The following is a 17,776-nucleotide window of genomic DNA, read 5'->3' on the forward strand; positions in this document are numbered from 1 at the left end:
CCCCCAGTAGACGACTGGGTTGATAGGCCAGAGATGGAAGCCTGGTAACGGGTGGAGTTGACTGGTACTAATAGGCCGAGGGCTTGTTACAAAAATGCTACGCATCCACTGTGTGGTGTCTGAGACACCAACCATCCCCACCATCCCTGTTTTTCGGGTTGGGTCGGGGTTGAGGGTTGTGTTTGTTTCATAGTGTTACGGCGGTCATAGCGGTAGGGAAACGCCCGGTCCCATCCCGAACCCGGAAGCTAAGCCTGCCAGCGCCGATGGTACTGCACTCGTGAGGGTGTGGGAGAGTAGGACGCCGCCGGACAATCATTGCGAGCAGCCCTCGTTCCCCAGGATTCCGATCCTGGCGGAACGAGGGCTGCTTTGCGTTTCCAGGACCTTGCGGGCGTGTTTACGCGGGCAAGGCTGCGGGCGGAAGGCTGTGCGGCGGAAAACCGGTCGCGAGGGGCCCGGGTGGTTCGTCACCATGACTGGATGAAGGTGACCCGCTACGCCACGGCCCCCGACTACTGGGAAGTCGTGGGTCCGCTGTTCGAGGCCGATCCGGTTCGACACACCGTGGCGTTGACGGCGTTGTACGGGCTCATGGTCGTCGGGCCCGAGGACGATTCGCTTCTGCTCGCGATCCACCAGGATGAGCGGCTGGTCGGCGCCACCTTCCAGATCGAGCCGTGGCCACTGTCGGTGTCGGCGCTGCCGGTCGAAACGCACAACACGCTCATCGATTACCTGCTCGACCACAACCTCCGGCCGATGTTCGTGCGGGGACCGAGGGACGTGGCCGACCCGTTCATCGATCTGTGGCGGGAGCGGGCAGGCCTGGTGATCACCAGCAGGCGCCCGGATCGGCTTTATCGGCTCGGCGAGTTGATGGCTCCCGACACACCGGGGCGGTTCCGGCTGGCCACAGAAACGGATACCCCTCTCCTAGGGCGGTGGTGGGATGAGTTCAGCGCCGAGGTGCTGCCCGGGTTCACCGGACCGCCCGGGGAAGAGCAGATGCGGCGGCAAGTCGCGGCCGACCGACGGATCGGGATTTGGCTCGATGAGCAGGACACGCCCGTGTCCCTCGCGAGCGGCAGCGCGCCGCTGTGCGGCATGTCGCGGATCGGGCCCGTCTACACCCCGAAGGAGCACCGGGGCCGCGGGTACGCCAGCGCGGTGACGGCAGCGGTGGCGCAGGTGACGCTCGACCGCGGTGCGCGGGATGTGTTGCTGTTCGCCGACCTCGACAACCCCGTGTCGAACTCGATCTATCAGCGGATCGGGTTCCGGCCGGTGTTCGACGCTGTGGAGTCCTTGTTCGGTGAACGGCATACTCTCCAAGCGTGACGCCCGTACGCATCCTCCTGGTGCAGCTTTCCGACATGGACCCGCCCGCTCGCCTCGCGGACTGGTTGGCCGACGCGGGCGCCGACCTCGACCTGGTGCACGCTGACCGGGAGCCGCTGCCCGCCGCGCCTGCCGACTACGCCGCCGTGGTGTGTCTGGGCGGGCGGATGGGCGCGAACGACGTGCTGGAACACCCGTGGCTGGTCGACGTGCGGCGGTTCCTGAGCGCGTGCGTCACCGGGAACGTGCCGCTGCTCGCGGTGGGCCTTGGCGCGCACCTTCTCGCGGTCGCCATGGGCGGGGAAGTGGTGGCCGGGCCGGAGGCCGGCGGCGGCCTGGTCGCCAAGCGGGACGTGGGATGGGCCGACCCGCTGTTCGCCGACCTGCCGCTGATGCCCGACGTCGTGCAGTTCCACACTGACACCGTGCACCGGCTCCCGGTCAACGCCGATCTGCTCGCCTCGTCCACCCGCTACCCGAACCAGGCGTTCCGGATCGGGCGGGTCGGCTACGGCCTCCAGTTCCACATCGAGACCACCACCGACATCGTGCTGGACTGGGCACAAGCGGACCCGGCGACCGCCGCCCACGCGCGGCCCGGCGAGCTGACCCCTGAGCGGCTGGACGAGGTGCACGCCGACGTCGAAGAGACCTGGCGGCCGTTCGTCGACCGGTTTGTGCGCCTGGCGCGCGGGGAACTCGCCCCCGTGGACCCTGCCCGCCCACAGCTGCCGATGATCTGACGTGGCTGACCCCGCGCGTTCGATTTCCTCCGCTGCCCGGTTCGGCCTGACCGAGAGCCGGGCCGAGCAGGCGCTCCGGGCGGCAGGCCTCTGGGGCGATGTCGGCCCACAGGCCGAGTACGAGGTGATCCTCACCGCCCTTTCCCGCAGCCCCGACCCCGATCTGGCGTTGCGCGGGCTGGACCGCATCCGCGAGTCCGACCTCGACGCCTGGCCGGAGTTGCGGGACGCGTTGGTGGCCGACCGGCGGCTGCGCGGCAGGCTCGTCGCCGTGCTGGGCGGGTCGAGCGCCCTGTCGGACTTCCTCGCCGCGCGCCGTGGCGAGTGGCGCAGGCTCGCGGGCGACGGCACTCCCGTCGACGGGTACAACGCGGCCCTGTACGCGGCCGTAGGCGCCGACGCCCAGACCGATGGGCAGGGGCCGGTGGCGACGCTGCGGGGCGCGGAAGCGGTGCGGGCGCTCAAGTTCGCCTACCGCGGGCTGCTGCTGGAGATCGCCGCCGACGATCTCGGGCATGTGGTCGAGCCGGGGCTTCCGGCCGCCGTGTACGACGTGATCGCGGGCAGGCTCAGCGACCTGGCCGAGGCCGCGCTGCGGGCCGCGCTCGCGGTCGCCTGGGAGGAGAACGGCGCCGCCCCGGTCCAGGAGCGGGCCCGGTTGGCGGTCATCGCGATGGGCAAGTGCGGCGGCCACGAGCTCAACTACGTCAGCGACGTCGACGTCGTCTTCGCTGGTGAGGGCGACAGCTCGCTGGCCACCCGGGTGGCCACCGCGATGATGCGGGTCGCCAGCGAGGCGTGTTTCGAGGTCGACGCCGGGCTGCGTCCCGAGGGCCGCAACGGCGCGCTGGTCCGCACCCTCGACGGGCACAGCGCCTACTACAAGCGCTGGGCCAAGACCTGGGAGTTCCAGGCGCTGCTCAAGGCGCGGTTCGTCGCGGGCGACGCCGGGCTCGGCGCGACATACCTGGACACGGTGCGGCCCATGGTGTGGAACGCCGCCGACCGGGAGAACTTCGTCCCCGAGGTGCAGGCGATGCGCAGGCGCGTCGAGGAGCACGTGCCGTCCGAGCTGCTCGACCGCGAGCTCAAGCTGGGCCGGGGCGGGTTGCGCGACGTCGAGTTCGCCGTGCAGCTGCTGCAACTCGTGCACGGCCGCACCGACGAGGCGCTGCGCCTGGGGTCCACTGTGGACGCGCTGGCCGCGCTCGGCGCGGGCGGGTACGTCGGGCGGACCGACGCGGCCGAGTTGGGCGAGTCGTACCGGTTCCTGCGCACCCTCGAACACCGCTTGCAGTTGCAGCGGCTGCGCCGCACGCACCTGTTCCCCGCCGACAGCGAGACCGCCGACCTGCGCTGGCTCGCCCGCGCCACCGGCATCGGGCCCGAGCGCGGCCGGTCGGCGGCGCAGGTGTTGCAGGCCGACTTCAAGCGGCACGGCAACCGAATCCGAAGGCTGCACGAGAAGCTGTTCTACCGGCCGCTGCTCGAAGCGGTGTCCCGGGTGCCGACCGACGCGCTGCGACTGACCGCGCAGGAGGCGCGGGCCCGGCTCGCCGCGCTCGGCTACACCTCGCCGCAGGGGGCGCTGCAGCACATCAAGGCGCTCACCGAGGGGGTGTCGCGGCGCGCGGCGATCCAGATGGCGATACTGCCGGTCCTGCTCGACCTGCTCGGCAAGACACCGGACCCGGACGGCGGGCTGCTGGCCTACCGCAAGGTTTCCGAGGCGTTGTCGGGCACGCCCTGGTACCTGCGGGTGCTGCGCGACGAGGGCGCGGTGGCCGAGCGGCTGGCCACGCTGCTGGGCACGTCGAAGCTGGTCCCGGACCTGGTGGTGCGCGCCCCGGAGGTGCTGCGGTTACTGGCCGAGCCCAAGGAGTTGGCGGTCCGCGACCCGGCCGAGGTCGCGACGTCGCTGCGCAACGCGGTGAACCGGCACGGCTACCTGGGCAACGCGGTCACCGCGGCGCGGTCGCTGCGCAGGCACGAGTTGCTGCGGGTGGCGTGCGCGGACCTGTTGGGGTTCATGGACGTCATGTCGGTGTGCTCGGCGCTGTCGAGCGTGTGGAGCGCGGTGCTGCAGGCCGCGATCGCCGCGGTCGACCGGGCGGAGGCAGCGGCGGCGGGCGGTCGGCAGGCGGCCGTCGCGGTAATCGGCATGGGCAGGCTCGGCGGGGCGGAACTGGGCTACGGATCGGACGCCGACGTGCTGTTCGTGTGCGAGCCCGCGCCCGGGGTGTCCGATTCGGACGCGGTGAGGTACGCGAGCCGGGTCGCGCAGGCCGTGCGCAAGCTGCTCGGGTCGCCGAGTCAGGACCCGCCGCTGCAGGTCGACGTGGATCTGCGGCCGGAAGGGCGGCAGGGGCCGATCGTGCGGACCCTGGAGTCCTACCGGGCGTATTACGCGCAGTGGGGCGAGATCTGGGAGACCCAGGCGCTGCTGCGGGCGCGCCCGGTGGCGGGCGACGAGGAGCTGGGCGCGCGGTTCATCGAGCTGATCGACCCGATCCGCTACCCCGAGGGCGGTCTCGACGCCACCCAGGTCCGCGAGATCCGCCGGATCAAGGCCAGGGTCGACACCGAGCGGCTGCCGCGCGGGGCCGACCCCACCACGCACACCAAGCTCGGCCGCGGCGGGCTCGCCGACATCGAGTGGACGATCCAGCTCGTGCAGCTTCGGCACGCGCACGCCTGCCCGTCGCTGCGCACGACCTCCACTGTGGACGCCCTGGCCAACGCGGCCGCGGCGGGCCTGATCGACCCCGACGACGCCCGCGCGCTGCGCGAGGCCTGGCTGCTGGTGACCCGGGTCCGCAACGCCGCCACCCTGGTGCGCGGCAAGCAGACCGACCAGGTGCCCACGCACGGCCGGGAGCTGGCGGCGGTGGTCAGCGCCCTGCGCGAGCCGCTCAGCGAGGACCCCGGCGAGTTCCTGGACGCTTACCGGCGCACCACTCGCCGGGCCAGGGCGATCGTGGAGCACATCTTCTACGACTGACCGGTGGGGACTTGTCGGGCTGGTCACGAGCGCGGGCGGGACTGTCGGGTGCGGACATAGGCTCAGGCCATGAGCGAGCTTGCCTGTGAGGTGGCCCGGTGACCGCCAAGCCCTGGAGTACGCGCATCTCCGTGCGCACGTACGAACTCGACAGCCTCGGGCACGTCAACCAGGCCGTCTACCACCAGTACGCCGAGATCGCCCGCGTCGAGGGGTTCGCCGCGGCGGGCTGTTCGTGGGACGGGCTGATGGCGGCCAAGACGGCGCCGGTGCTGCTGTCGTCGACCATCGACTTCCGGCGTGAGTTGCGGACCGGGGACCAGATCGAGGTCACCTGCGAGGTCAAGTTCGGCACCGGTAAGACGTTCAACGCGGACTCGGTAATCAGCAAGCTCGACGGCACGGTCTCCGCTGAGATCACCTGCGTGATCGGCGTGATGGACCTGGACAAGCGCAAGCTGGTGGCCGACCCGCGGGCGGTGCTGGCGGCGCACGGGTTCGACCTGGCGCGGCTGTCCTCCTGAAGGACAGCGCAACCAGAACAGGCGTTCTCTACACTGGGCCGATGCCCCGTGTCACCCAGCCCTACCGGGACGCCCGCAGGCGGCAGATCGTCTCCGCCGCCCGCCGGTGCTTCACCCGCTCGGGCTTCCACGCCACGTCCATGCAGGACATCTTCGCCGAGTCGGGGCTCTCGGCGGGCGCGGTGTACGGGTACTTCGCGAGCAAGGAAGCGCTGGTCGAGGCCATCGTGACCGATGTGCTCGCCGAGATCACCACCGGCTTCGACGCTGTGCTCGCCGACGACGCGCCGCCGCGTCCCGGCGACGTGCTCCAGCACGTGTTCGAGGTGCTGGAGCAGCAGGAGGGCGGGCGGGACTTCGCGTGCCTGGCGGTGCAGGTGTGGGCGGAGGCGCTGCGCAACCCGGCGCTGCGCGCGCTGCTGGCCGACGCCTACGAGCAGGTGCGCGTCAAGTTCCTCCGGCTGGTTGAGCGCGGCAGGCAGGCCGGATCGCTCGATCCCGCCGTGCCCGCCGAGGATGTCGCCCGCGCTCTTACCGCGCTCGGTCCCGCTTTCCTGTTCCAACGCGCGCTGCTCGACAGTGCTGACGCGCGGGTTTTCCACAGTGGGCTGTCCGCGGTCTTATCCGCTCGTTCACCCGCGCCAGTGGGCGGTGATCAGCCAGCCGCGTCCTGAGTCGGCACGGGCGGGGTCGAAGGCGGGCGGCGCGGGGCGGCCGTAGCTTTCGGCCACCTCGGCGACGTCGAGGACGGCGGGCTCCCAGCCGTGGTCGGCGAGCCAGGCGCCGGGGTCGGCGGGGCCGCCCTGCCAGAGGCCCACGAGTTCCGACGAGATCGCCGCCCGCGCCGCGCGCAGCGGTTCGGAGTCCTCGCCGTGGTCGGCCGCCAGCGCGCTGCCCGGCGCGGACAGGCCGCTCACCCGGGTCAAGAGCAGGTCGGCGGCGGGCGCGGGTAGCGCGTACAAGATGCCCTCGGCCAGCCAGACCGTCGGCGCGGTCGGGTCGAAACCGGCGGCGCGCAGGTCGTCCGGCCAGTTCTCGCGGAGGTCGGTCGGCACCTCGACATGCGCGCAGCCCGCGACGGCTCCGGTGAGCGCGGTCCGCTTGTGGGCCAGCACCTCGGCGAAGTCGAGTTCGTACAGCCGGGTGTGCTCGGGCCAGTGCAGCCGGAACGGCCGGGTGTCCATGCCGGACGCGAGCAGCACGACCTGCCCGCGCCCGTCGGCCACCGCGTCGAGCAGGGCCTGGTCGAGGAACCGGGTCCGCACGGCCACCTGGTCGGCCATCAGGTCGATGAAACTCGCCGCGCCCGCGCCCCACGTGCCCGGGTCGACTCCGGTGGCGGTGAGGACGTGGCGCGCGTACGGGTCCTCGAAGAGCCGGTCGGGCCGCTCGTTCTCCCTGGCCCGCAGCGCGGCCACCCCCAGCGCCGTCCAGCCGATGCCGCTCAGCGTCTCGCTCACCCTAACCCCCTAAAAGGAACATTCGTTTTGTTTCAGTCTCCCCGCGGTCCGGGGCGACGTCAAACAGAATCAGCGTTCGGTTTCTGTGGCGAGCGCTAGGCCAGGACCTCGCCGACCTCGACGGTCGCCTCAGCGGTCGCGCGGCGGAGCAGTTCGCCCGCGAGGGCGGGGGATTGCAGGTCGAGCGGGCCGTAGACCGGGACGTCCAGGCCCGCCTGCGCCTCGCGCACGGCCAGCGGCGACGCGGTGAGCAGGCCGCTGACCGCGAGGACCGGCTGACCGGCCGCGCGGAGCCGCTGCACGCCGTAGAGGGCGCCGGAAGAGTCCGCCGCCGCGAAGAGGACGCCGTCGGTGAGGCGGCGCAGTTCCGGGCGGTCGAGCAGTTGCGAGGTCTCCGGCTGCAAGAGGCCGTCGGCGATCTCCCGGACGATCGCGTCCACGCCACGGGCGGCCAGGTGCCCGTGCAGCAGCACCGAACTCGCCACCAGCCGCTCCAGCGGGATGCGGAACGTGGTGGCCATGCCCGCGTCGGTGAAGTCCAGGGCGACCACCGCGCCCGAGTCGCGGAACAGCCACGGGTCGCCGCCAGCCGCGGTGCCGGTCAGCTTGGCCGCGCCCACCCGCAGACCCGCACGGGCCAGGCCGTGCACCAGGGACGCGACGGTCGTGGTCTTGCCCGAGTTCATCGACGTGCCGACCACGACGAACGTGGGCGGCTTGCGCAGCGCGGCAAGCGGCGCGCCCAACGCCAGGTCGGACACGTTGAGCACCCGGCCCGCGCTGTCGCCGACGAGGCCGAGCGGGCGGACCGTCGTCGGCGCGCTGACCGCGGCGTTGCGGCTGCGGACCTTGCCGAGCACGCCACCGGCGGCGACCAGGTCGCACGCGCCGAGGTCGTCGGGCAGTTCCGCCTCGAAGTGGTCGGGGGCGTAGCGGGCGCCGTAGGCGAGCAGCAGCTCGTCGCCGAGGTAGAGCTTCGCCTTGCGGCCGTCGGTCAGCTCGATCACCTCGTGGTAGCCGACCTTGGTCACCTCGGCCAGCACGAGGTCGCCGTGGCGGGGCTGGTGGTCGCTGTGGTGGACCAGGCTCAGCGGGGTGCCGAGGTCGAGGTTGCGCACCGAGTAGGCGACCTTGAGGCGGTCGACGCGGGCGGGTTCAAGGGCAGCGGACATGGCGGATTCCTCGTCGTCAGCGCGGAAAGACCGTCCGAACGAGCCCGCGCGGACGTGCTGCGCGGGAGCGTATGGCTTCGCGCGCGGTGCGCGGAATCCCAGCGCGGGTAGCGGTTCGGGAAACACTTCCGTAACGCGGGGAACGCGCAGGGTGAGAGGTCGTGGGCTTCCGCGATGTCGCCCTCGCCGTCTGCCGCAGGCTGCGGCCCCAGCCGTGCCGCGGCTGTCCGACCGGCTGGGGCGTCTTCCGGGTCGTCGGGATGTCCGGCGGCCACGAGGTGCTGGTCACCGATCCGGCGGCCACCGCCCGGAAGGTCATCGAGGCAGGCCGGGACTGACGCGGGGCCGCGCGATCAGGCGGCGGGCGCCGCTTCGATCAGCGAGAACGGGTGCGGCGGCGGCAGGGCGCTGATCCCGGTCACGGTGAAGCCCGCTCGGGCGCAGAGGTCCTCGAAGTCCGCCCGGTCGCGTTCGCGCCCGCCGAGGTTCACGAGCATGTTGAGGTCGCTCAGGTACATGATCGGGGAGGTCGAGCCGTCCACCGCGGCGGGAAACACCGGCTCGACGATCAGGAGGCGGCCGTGGTCGGGCATCGCGGCGCGGCAGTGCCGCAGGATGGTTTCCGCGCGGTCGTCGTCCCAGTCGTGGATGACGCTCTTGAGCAGGTAGAGGTCGCCGCCGTCGGGAACCGAGGCGAAGAAGTCGCCGGTCTTGACGAGGCAGCGCTCGGCGACGCCGTGGCGCCCCAGGGTCTCTTCCGCCCGGCTGAGCCCTTCGGCGGTGTCGAAGAGGATTCCGCGCACCGCCGGGTGCTCCCGCAGGATCGCGGCGAGCAGGGTGCCGTCGCCGCCGCCGACGTCCACGACCGTGCCGAACCGGCCGAAGTCGTAGCGCGCGGGCAGCACGGCGGCGCTGGCCCGGGTGCCCTGGCTCATCGCGGCATTGAACTGGGCTGACAGCTCCGGGTTGTCCTTGAGGTAGGCGAAGAAGTCGACGCCGAAGACCTCGGTGAAGGACGGCTGGCCCGTGCGCACGCTGTCGTCCAGGTGCTCCCAGGCGCGCAGCATGGCGGGGTCGGCGAACATCCGGACGAAGGAGGCGAGCGAATCGGGCCGGTCGACGCGCAGCAGCGAGCCCGCCGGTGTCAGCGCGAACGTGCCGGGCTGGTCCTCGGCCACCAGGTCCAGCGCGGCCAGCGTCCGCAGCAGCCGACGCGTCGCCTGGACGTCCGTGCCGCGCTCGCGGGCCACCTCCGCCGCGGTCAGGCGACCGTCCCCGATCAGGTCCGCCACCCCGAGCCGCACGGCGGTGGCCACCACCTGCGCGGCCATGTGCCCGAACACCAGCTGGGCCACTTTCCCCCGGGCGGCCATGGCCTGCGCGGTCGGATCTGCTTCCGTCACGATGTACCCCCTGTGGTCGCTTCTCCCTACCGTCATACCGTAACGACAACCGTTGTCAAGTATCGGCCCGGGGTGGCGCCACCTGTTCGCCGACTTACTTCCTCCGAAAGAGTCGCGATTCACTCGGCCGTGCGAAGTCGTGGTCTCGGCAGGCTGACTATTAATCTTTGGGCGACGAGACGTCCGCGGCTCTTGTGCGAAAAGAGCAGAGGCATTCACTCGATAGTGCGTATCAACTGCGCTAAACATAGTGGTGGCTTTTCTGTTCCGCGAAACCCCCGAACGAGCCCCGAGGTAGCCATGAGCCTGCAGCGTGAGATCACCGATGAGCAAGATTTGCAGATCGCCCCCGTCTTCGCGCAGCGGATCGACGAGGACGTCATCCCCAAAGGCAGACTCGCGGAGAATCCGATGCCAGCGGGTGTCGCCGCGGGCATCGTGCATTCCCGGCTGCTGCTCGACGGCCGGGCGGCGCTGAACCTCGCCACGTTCTGCACGACCGTCGCCGAGCCGGAGCTCGAACGGATCTACGCGGACACCGCGTCGATCAACCTCATGAACCGCGAGGAGTACCCGGCGAGTTCCGACATCGAGCAGGAGTGCATCAACGCGCTCGCGAATCTGTGGCACGAGGACGACGGCCGATTCATCGGCTGCTCCACCAGCGGCAGCTCGGAGGCCGCGATGCTGGCCGGTCTGGCCATGCTGCGCCGCTGGCGGGAGCAGGGCGGAACGGGCAAACCCAATATGGTGTTCGGCTCCCACGTCCACGTCTGCTGGCCGAAGTTCTGCAACTTCTGGGACGTGGAGGCGCGGATGGTGCCGCTCGCGGAGGGGCGCACGATTCTCGACCCCGCGCTTACCGCCGAGGCGGTAGACGAGAACACGATCGGCGTCGTCGCGGTGCTCGGCAGCACCCAGGACGGGCGCTACGACCCGGTCGCGGAGATCGCCGCCGCCCTCGACGCCGTGGCGGCGGACCGGGGCATCGATGTGCCGCTGCACGTCGACGCGGCGAGCGGCGGGTTCGTCGCGCCGTTCCTCGACCTCGACTTCGCCTGGGACTTCGCGCTGCCCAGGGTGGTGTCGATCAACGCGTCCGGGCACAAGTTCGGCCTCGTTTACCCGGGGTCCGGATGGTGCCTGTGGCGCGACCCCGAGTACCTGCCGCAGTCGCTCGTCTTCGACTGCAACGTGCTCGGCGGCCACCACCCCACGTTCACGCTGAACTTCTCCCGGCCCGCTTCCGGGGTGATCGCGCAGTACTACCAGTTCCTGCGCAACGGGCTCGCGGGCTTCCAGCTGATCGCGCAGCGGTGCCAAGAGGTGGCGCGGCAAGTCGCGAAGGGCGTCGCGGCCGCCGGGCCGTACGACGTGCTCAGCGACGGCGAGGACCTGCCGGTGGTGGCCTTCCGCCTGCACGACCCGGAAGACGTCGGCTTCACCGTCTACCACCTGTCCGAGGCGCTCAAGAGCGACGGCTGGCACGTGCCCGCCTACAGCCTGCCGCCCAACCTGGAGCACGTGCACGTGCTCCGCGTCGTGTGCAGGCAGGGGTTCACCCTCGACCTCGCCGGGAAGTTCCTCGAAAGCCTCGCCAAGCACACCGAGCGGCTGACCAAGCACCCGTTCCCCCTGCCCGACGTCGCGACCGCGCTGACCTACACGGACTGACGCGTGGTCACGATCGCGGAGCTGCAGGCCGACCCGTACCCGGCCTACGCGCGGCTGCGCCGGGACGAGCCGGTCAGCTGGGTGCCGGAGGCGCGCCAGTGGCTGGTGACCGGCTGGGACGACGTGCACACGGTCCTGACGGACACGGCGCGGTTCACCACCGACCAGCCCGGGTCGCCGCTGCTCGGCCTGTGCGGCGGGCCGCCGATGCTGCTGCGTGAGGGCGAGTCCCACCAGGACGTGCGGGAGGCGTTCCAGCACGACTACGCCGCCCACCGGGTGACCGACCACGTGGACACGGTCGTCCGCCCGGTCGCCCACCAGGTCGCCGACGAGGTGTTCCCGTCCGGCCGGGCCGACCTGGCCGGGGACTACTTCGAACCGGTCGCGGTGACCGCCGTGACCAGGCTGTTCGGGCTCGACGTCGGCGGCGCGGACACGATGCGCCACTGGGGGGAGGCGCTGGCGAACGTGGCGAACGACTTCGGCCGCGACCCGACGGTGCACTCGGCGGCGGCAGAGGCGCTGTCCGAGGACAGGGGCGTGACCGCGCTCGTCAAGCGGCTACGCGGGCAGCCGGACGGGTCGGGCATCTCCCACCTCCTGCACGCGAACCGCCGCCCCGGCGACCCCCGACCGGAGGCGGACGTGCTGCCGGTGCTCAAGCACCTCGCGCTGAGCACCCTCGAACCCGGCTGGCTGGCGGGCTGGACCCTGGCGGCGCTGTGGGCGGCGCCGGACCAGCTCACCGCCGTCCGCGCCGACAGGTCACTGCTCGGCGTGGCGGTGTACGAGGCACTGCGGTGGAGCGCACCCGTCGGCGTCCTGGGCAGGCGCACGACCTGCCCGGTGACTCTGGGCGGCCAAGCCATCCCAGCGGACAGCATGATCGCCGCCGCCATCGCCTCAGCGAACCGCGACGAGACGGCGTTCACCGAGCCCGAGCGTTTCGACCTGCACCGCGACGTCCGTTTGCACCTCGGATTCGGCACCGGTCCACACCACTGCCCGGCGCACCCGCTGGTCACCGCCGTGGCCCGCACGGCACTGGACGTGCTGTTCGACCGCCTACCCGGCGTGCGCCCAGCACCCGGTTGGCAGGCGGCGCCGCACGGCTGGAAGCTGCGGCTACCGGGGCCGCTCGCGGCAGTGTGGGACGCGACAGCCCAGCGGGCATCCTGACCGGGCAGGCCAACACATGACGAACGGCCGGTTCTGCGCTGGTGGCGGAACCGGCCGTTCGCTGTGATCACGGTCGCAGTCGGTCTGAGTGACCAAAACGGGTCTGGGGTCGGGACGCAGTGCCGATCACAGCCATTTTGGGGATGGCATGGCGACAAGTAGGGGCCGGTTGCAGCCCACTTCCCGAAACTCCTGGCGTGGCCGGATGCTCAGGGTATGGGCGACAAGTGGGTGTTGAAGTGCTCGTCGCTGGAGACGCCCTCAATGGCCATCGGCTGATGTTCTGTGATGGGATGACTTCGACGTTGTACGGGGGCTTGATGGGGGTGCTAATGATCGATCGCGACGGTCGCGAGGAGTACGTGTCCAGCCTGATCAGTGAGTTGCTGCCATTTGATACTGCGTTCGCGGTCTTGGGCTGCGCGAGGTTCCGCAACCTGGTGGATGTGCTTGGCAGGCTCGGACGCGACGACGCTGCGGCAATAGAAGGTCTCCTGCGCGAGGCGGTCGTTGAGCTGGAACCACATAAGTTGGAGTGGTTGGCAGAGGGCGCCGAGTCACCTGCTGGATTCTTGGTCAGCAGAGTGCGACGTGCCTACGAGGAGCAGTCCTGAACTTCCTGGCTTACCCGCAGGGGTGTTCGACGTGCGCGGCAGGGTACGAGTTGTCTGGCAGGTTGTCGATGATCGCGCCCTGCGTTTGTCAGTCAACGAGATAGGGACTCCGATGTAGGTCCTTGTGGAATCATCGGGTGCCGAGCGGCTTCACCATGTATGTCGATCACCACGAACGGCCGGTTCCGCGCGGGTGGCGGAACCGGCCGTTCGTGGTGGAACCAGGTGTTCTACCAGGTCAAACCCGGTGTGCGATCACACGTCGTAGTACAGGCCGAACTCGTACGGGTGCGGGCGCAGGCGCAGCGGGTCGATCTCGTGCTCGCGCTTGAAGGCGACCCAGGTCTCGATGACGTCCGGGGTGAACACGCCGCCTTCGAGGAGGTAGTCGTGGTCGGCCTCCAGGGCGTCGAGGACCTCGCCGAGGGTGGCGGGGACCTGGGCGACCTGCTTGGCCTCCTCCGGGGGAAGCTCGTAGAGGTCCTTGTCGATCGGGGCCGGGGGCTCGATCTTGTTCTTGACGCCGTCCAGGCCCGCCATCACGATCGCGGCGAAGGCGAGGTACGGGTTGCCCGAGGAGTCGGGGCAGCGGAACTCGACGCGCTTGGCCTTGGCGTTGTTGCCGGTGATCGGGATGCGCACGCAGGCGGAGCGGTTGCGCTGGGAGTAGACCAGGCTGACCGGGGCCTCGTAGCCGGGCACCAGGCGGTGGTAGGAGTTCACCGTGGGGTTGGTGAACGCCAGCAGGCTGGGCGCGTGCGCCAGCAGGCCGCCGATGTAGTGGCGCGCGGTGTCGGACAGGCCCGCGTAGCCGGACTCGTCGTGGAACAGCGGCGTGCCGTCCTTCCACAGCGACGAGTGCACGTGCATACCGGAGCCGTTGTCACCGAAGAGCGGCTTGGGCATGAACGTCGCGGACTTGTCCGCCTGCCACGCGGTGTTCTTGATGATGTACTTGAACAGCTGCAGGTCGTCCGCGGCGTGCAGCAGCGTGTTGAACCGGTAGTTGATCTCGGTCTGGCCCGCGGTGCCGACCTCGTGGTGCGCGCGCTCGACGGTGAAGCCCGCGCCCTGCATATTCAGCACCATCTGGTCGCGCAGGTCGGCGAAGTGGTCGACCGGCGGGACCGGGAAGTAGCCGCCCTTGAAGCGGGTCTTGTAGCCCTTGTTGTTGCCGTCCTCGTGCGCCCCGGTGTTCCACCAGCCCTCGACCGAGTCGATCTCGTGGAACGAGCCGTTCTCGGTGTAGTCGAAGCGGATCGAGTCGAAGATGTAGAACTCGGCCTCGGGACCGAAGTACGCGGCGTCGGCGATGCCGGACTCGGCGATGTAGAGCTCGGCCTTGCGCGCGATGTTGCGCGGGTCACGGGTGTAGGCCTCGCGGGTGAACGGGTCGTGCACGAAGAAGTTGACGATCAACGTCTTCTCGATGCGGAACGGGTCGATCCGTGCGGTGTACGGGTCGGGCAGCAGCAGCATGTCCGACTCGTGGATCGACTGGAAACCGCGAACCGACGACCCGTCGAAGGCGAGGCCCTCGGTGAAGGCGTCCTCGTCGAACGCGCTTGCGGGGAGGGTGAAGTGCTGCATGACGCCCGGGAGGTCGCAGAACCGGACGTCCACGAACTTCACGTCCTCATCGGCGATGAAGCGCAGGACCTCGTCGGAAGAGTTGAACACGCTTGTTGACTCCTTCGTCTACTCTGCCGGCCGCGACCGGCCCACCGCGCGAGCGGGCAGCCGTTCCTGCCGGCGATCACGGCGGCATGGCCGTGCCCGCTCTGCGTGATGACGCTAAGAGTGTGGTGTTGCCCGCCAATCACCCCCATGTTTCACGGGTGTTAACGAGACCTGTTAGTGCACCTCGAAGCATGCCAGGTCCACTCGCCACGGTGACGCCGCCCTACGCTGGAGGGGTGAGCAGATGGACCGGAACCTGGTTGTCCGGGCCCGGCGCGGCCCTTGAGCCCGCCGACGGCCCACAGCGCTGGCGCGGAGAACGCCTCGGCCTGCCCGAGCGCGGGTCGGGATCGGTCGCGTCCACCGGCATCCGGCTCGGCGCGCTGGCCATCGACCTGGTGCTGGCCTCCCTGGCGACCTCGGTGTTCTTCCGCCCCGACTTCACCGACCCGGCCGTCATGCGCACCTTCAACTACTGGGCGTTGCTGACCTGGTTCGTCATCACTGTGGCGGGTGTCGCACTGGCGGGCTTCACACCGGGCAAGGCGCTGCTGGGGCTGCGGGTGGTCCGGATGGACGGAGCGCCACTGGTGGGCCCCATCCGTGCGATCCCCCGATCGGTGCTCGTGGCTCTGGTCGTCCCGGCGGCCATCACCGATCGGGACGGCCGAGGACTGCATGACAAAGCTGTCGGGACCATCGTCTTGCGCACCCGCTAGACGAGTAGTCGGTCAGGACCGGGGTCAGCGGGCCTGGGCCAGTTCGTCCACCAGTTCGCCCAGTTTGCGCGCCACTCGTTCGCTGTCGGCGGGGAAGTAGGTGACGTTGGTGTCGCCCCGCTGGTCGGTTCGGCTCAGGCCGAGGTACCGCCCGGCGTCGGTGTCGACCCAAGTGAGGCCCTGCGTGCGGCGCCGTCCCCGGTTGACGACGAAGTAGCCGTCGCCGAGCCTGGGCCTGCGGAGGATTCGCGTGGCTGCCTGTTCCTGCGCGTGGGCCCCGGTTCGTGGCGGGCGCACCACGCTGTGCGCGGCGCCGACGCTGTCCGGGGCTGTGGCCGCCCGCGGCCGGGTGATGCTCACGGACTGGCCTGGCCCGGCCTTCGCGGGCGGCAGCAGGTGCGCGGCAGCGCGGACCATCGCCTCCGGACGGAGCACCTCGAACCGCAGGGCCTGCTCTACCCGGGTCACCAGCACCGCGTGTCGGCCCGCCGTCGACGCTCGCGCGTGGAGCGGGCCGGTAGCCGCGGAACTGCCCACCACCGCGATCGCCACCTCGGGCTCGGCCAGCACCCGCAGCGCCTGTTCGACCTCGGGGGCAAGATCCCCCGCCCGCGCGAGTCCCCGGCGGTGGAGATCGTCGCGGACCGCGCCGACGAGGCGCAGGCGGTCCGCCACGTGGTCGCCGAAGCTGTGGATCTGAAAGGGGAACTGGCGGCAGTTGATCCCGAGTCCCTGGGACAGGACGTCAACCGCGGCGAAGGACAGGTCGAACGAGGCGATCATTGCCCGATGACCGGGGGCGCGGTGATCTCGTCGGTGCCGAACAGGTCGTCCGGGTCGGCTTCGACCAGGTACGACGGGCGTTGGTGCTCGGTGTCCTCGCCGCCTTGACCGGCGCCGCCGCCCCCGCCCATGCCGCCTGCGCCGCCACGCCCGCCGCCCGCCGAGCCGCCGCCCGCGGGACCGCCGCCGCGACCGGCCGCGTGCTCGGCGGCCAAGGCTCCCGCCCCGGCTCGCGGTCCACCGGCCGTGGGCCCAGGGCCGCCCGTCCCGGGGCCGGGTCCACCGGTCCCCGGCCCGAACCCGCTGCCCCCGCGTGGGCCGAATCCCCCGCTTGGCCGGGCGCCCGCGCCGAATCCGCCCGCCGAACCCTGGCGCGGGCCGCCAGGTCCGGCTCCGCGCCCCGCGCCTCTCCGGTCCGCCTGCTGGTCACCGCCGCCAAGACCGGCGATCGGGAGTCCGCCGAGTGGCGGGGAGAACTCGCCCGGTCTGCCCGAGGACGTGATCGGGCGTCCCGCCTGGTTCGCCTGCCCCTGCTCGAATCCCTGGGCGGACACCGCCGCCGGGGGCACGCTGGTCACCGAGTCCGGGCCGCCGGTCCCCACCGACGACGGTCCGGCGACCTGGCTGGGCACGAACGCCCCGCCCGGCTCACGGGACTTCGGCGGCGGCGACGGCGGTCCCGGCGGCTCCACCGGCGGCGTGCTGCCCGCGCCCATCACCGGCGGCGTGGCGAAGGCGGGCATGGTGCTCGCGCCCGCCATGCTCTGGTCGTATCCCGACGCGACCTGCGCGGCTTCCTCATGGGCCCGCTGGCTGCGCTCGTAGGTCGCCATGTGCTCTTCGTACTTCGTGGCTCGCTCGACCGGATCGGTGATCGTCCCCAGCTCGGCGTTGGCGGCGTCGACGTCGAAATCGACCGGATCGGGCATCGCGCGGGCCGTGGACAGCGCGTCCGCGTGCAACTGCGCCTGCCTGCCCGCCAGTTGCGCGCTGGTCCCGGCCTGGCCGACGTAGTTGCCAACATCGGCCATGAACTGCCGAGCGGCAGTGCCCGACGTCCCTTCCCAGGTGGACTCGCTGGCGGCGATAGCGCCGCTGAACTGCCGCTGAAAACCGATCATCCACTCGCCGAGGCCCACCCAGGCGTCGCCGACTCGGCCGACCTCACCCGGGTCGGCATCCTCCATGACATTGTTTTTGAGATCGCTGTGCGGGATAGCGAGGTAATTCATGCCGGGAATCGAGGGCGCGGCTCGCATGTGACCCCCTTGAGACAGGATGCCCGCCTCGGCGGCCATCCGGTCGCGCACCTGGTCGTTGACCATGCTCTCGCGGTGCAACTGCGCCATGAGCTCACCGAAGAGCCCGTCGCCGTAGCGGTTCCGCAATTCCCGATCGACTTGCTGCTCAACCTCGGCGCGCAAATCCCCCTGCGACCGCACCGAGCCGACCTCGTTGACTACTGGCTTAGGCCCCACCG

At 70.8% G+C, this 17,776-nt stretch carries 16 protein-coding genes and 2 rRNA genes; 12 read left to right on the forward strand and 6 right to left on the reverse strand.

What is annotated here, in order from left to right:
- From BLS56_RS28060 to BLS56_RS28090, 7 genes are all read left to right on the forward strand, one after another.
- Positions 1 to 91 (forward strand): 23S ribosomal RNA (locus BLS56_RS28060); the annotation flags it as partial.
- A 105-nt stretch (positions 92 to 196) separates the two neighbouring features.
- Positions 197 to 313 (forward strand): 5S ribosomal RNA (gene rrf, locus BLS56_RS28065).
- A gap of 170 nt (positions 314 to 483) precedes the next feature.
- Complete coding sequence (locus BLS56_RS28070; RefSeq protein WP_091456997.1) at positions 484 to 1,341, forward strand: GNAT family N-acetyltransferase; 858 nt, start codon at positions 484 to 486, stop codon at positions 1,339 to 1,341.
- Positions 1,338 to 2,084 carry a type 1 glutamine amidotransferase gene (locus tag BLS56_RS28075; protein WP_091457001.1) on the forward strand — a complete coding sequence of 249 codons (747 nt, stop codon included), beginning with the start codon at positions 1,338 to 1,340 and terminating at the stop codon, positions 2,082 to 2,084. The genes BLS56_RS28070 and BLS56_RS28075 overlap by 4 nt, the downstream gene beginning before the upstream one ends.
- Before the next feature lies 1 nt (position 2,085).
- Entirely contained in the window at positions 2,086 to 5,085 is a 3,000-nt protein-coding gene (locus BLS56_RS28080) for a bifunctional [glutamine synthetase] adenylyltransferase/[glutamine synthetase]-adenylyl-L-tyrosine phosphorylase (protein ID WP_091457003.1), read from the forward strand.
- A 98-nt stretch (positions 5,086 to 5,183) separates the two neighbouring features.
- A complete protein-coding gene (locus tag BLS56_RS28085; protein WP_091457006.1) occupies positions 5,184 to 5,609 on the forward strand; it encodes an acyl-CoA thioesterase in 426 nt (141 codons plus the stop codon).
- 41 nt (positions 5,610 to 5,650) lie between these two features.
- Complete coding sequence (locus tag BLS56_RS28090) at positions 5,651 to 6,283, forward strand: TetR/AcrR family transcriptional regulator (protein ID WP_091457010.1); 633 nt, start codon at positions 5,651 to 5,653, stop codon at positions 6,281 to 6,283.
- Here BLS56_RS28090 and BLS56_RS28095 read toward each other — a convergent pair.
- Together BLS56_RS28095 and BLS56_RS28100 are read right to left on the reverse strand one after the other, a co-directional pair.
- Entirely contained in the window at positions 6,242 to 7,069 is an 828-nt protein-coding gene (locus BLS56_RS28095; RefSeq protein WP_228772000.1) for an SAM-dependent methyltransferase, read from the reverse strand. The two genes, BLS56_RS28090 and BLS56_RS28095, sit on opposite strands and share 42 nt — an antisense overlap.
- A gap of 95 nt (positions 7,070 to 7,164) precedes the next feature.
- Positions 7,165 to 8,241 carry a DUF1611 domain-containing protein gene (locus BLS56_RS28100; protein WP_091457013.1) on the reverse strand — a complete coding sequence of 359 codons (1,077 nt, stop codon included), beginning with the start codon at positions 8,239 to 8,241 and terminating at the stop codon, positions 7,165 to 7,167.
- 161 nt (positions 8,242 to 8,402) lie between these two features.
- On the opposite strand from BLS56_RS28100, the gene BLS56_RS31840 reads away from it, so the two are divergent.
- On the forward strand, positions 8,403 to 8,579 hold the full coding sequence (locus BLS56_RS31840) for a hypothetical protein (RefSeq protein WP_175483088.1): 177 nt from the start codon (positions 8,403 to 8,405) through the stop codon (positions 8,577 to 8,579).
- A 15-nt stretch (positions 8,580 to 8,594) separates the two neighbouring features.
- Here the strand turns inward: BLS56_RS31840 and BLS56_RS28105 are convergent, their stop codons facing one another.
- Positions 8,595 to 9,644, reverse strand: coding sequence for an acetylserotonin O-methyltransferase (locus tag BLS56_RS28105; RefSeq protein ID WP_228772001.1), 1,050 nt, complete (start codon positions 9,642 to 9,644; stop codon positions 8,595 to 8,597).
- A gap of 300 nt (positions 9,645 to 9,944) precedes the next feature.
- On the opposite strand from BLS56_RS28105, the gene BLS56_RS28110 reads away from it, so the two are divergent.
- The 3 genes from BLS56_RS28110 (at position 9,945) to BLS56_RS28120 (ending at position 13,114) form a co-directional block, all read left to right on the forward strand.
- Positions 9,945 to 11,318: a glutamate decarboxylase gene (locus BLS56_RS28110; RefSeq protein ID WP_091457018.1), complete on the forward strand. Its 1,374-nt coding sequence runs from the start codon at positions 9,945 to 9,947 to the stop codon at positions 11,316 to 11,318.
- 3 nt (positions 11,319 to 11,321) lie between these two features.
- Positions 11,322 to 12,500, forward strand: a complete 1,179-nt coding sequence (locus tag BLS56_RS28115) for a cytochrome P450 (protein WP_091457021.1) — start codon at positions 11,322 to 11,324, stop codon at positions 12,498 to 12,500.
- A 227-nt stretch (positions 12,501 to 12,727) separates the two neighbouring features.
- On the forward strand, positions 12,728 to 13,114 hold the full coding sequence (locus BLS56_RS28120) for a hypothetical protein (protein WP_139191037.1): 387 nt from the start codon (positions 12,728 to 12,730) through the stop codon (positions 13,112 to 13,114).
- Positions 13,115 to 13,369: 255 nt separating this feature from the next.
- On the opposite strand, the gene glnA is transcribed toward BLS56_RS28120, so the two are convergent.
- Entirely contained in the window at positions 13,370 to 14,794 is a 1,425-nt protein-coding gene (gene glnA, locus BLS56_RS28125) for a type I glutamate--ammonia ligase (protein WP_091457025.1), read from the reverse strand.
- A gap of 236 nt (positions 14,795 to 15,030) precedes the next feature.
- On the opposite strand from glnA, the gene BLS56_RS28130 reads away from it, so the two are divergent.
- The gene (locus BLS56_RS28130) at positions 15,031 to 15,513 is read left to right on the forward strand and encodes an RDD family protein (RefSeq protein WP_091457028.1); all 483 of its coding nucleotides are present in this window, start codon (positions 15,031 to 15,033) and stop codon (positions 15,511 to 15,513) included.
- Between the two features lie 24 nt (positions 15,514 to 15,537).
- Here the strand turns inward: BLS56_RS28130 and BLS56_RS28135 are convergent, their stop codons facing one another.
- Both BLS56_RS28135 and BLS56_RS28140 read right to left on the reverse strand, forming a co-directional pair.
- The gene (locus BLS56_RS28135; RefSeq protein ID WP_091457031.1) at positions 15,538 to 16,296 is read right to left on the reverse strand and encodes an ESX secretion-associated protein EspG; all 759 of its coding nucleotides are present in this window, start codon (positions 16,294 to 16,296) and stop codon (positions 15,538 to 15,540) included.
- Positions 16,293 to 17,774: a hypothetical protein gene (locus BLS56_RS28140; protein ID WP_139191038.1), complete on the reverse strand. Its 1,482-nt coding sequence runs from the start codon at positions 17,772 to 17,774 to the stop codon at positions 16,293 to 16,295. The genes BLS56_RS28135 and BLS56_RS28140 overlap by 4 nt, the downstream gene beginning before the upstream one ends.
- Positions 17,775 to 17,776: the final 2 nt, after the last annotated feature.

The organism is Actinokineospora iranica (assembly GCF_900101685.1).
Classification (GTDB): Bacteria; Actinomycetota; Actinomycetes; order Mycobacteriales; family Pseudonocardiaceae; genus Actinokineospora; species Actinokineospora iranica.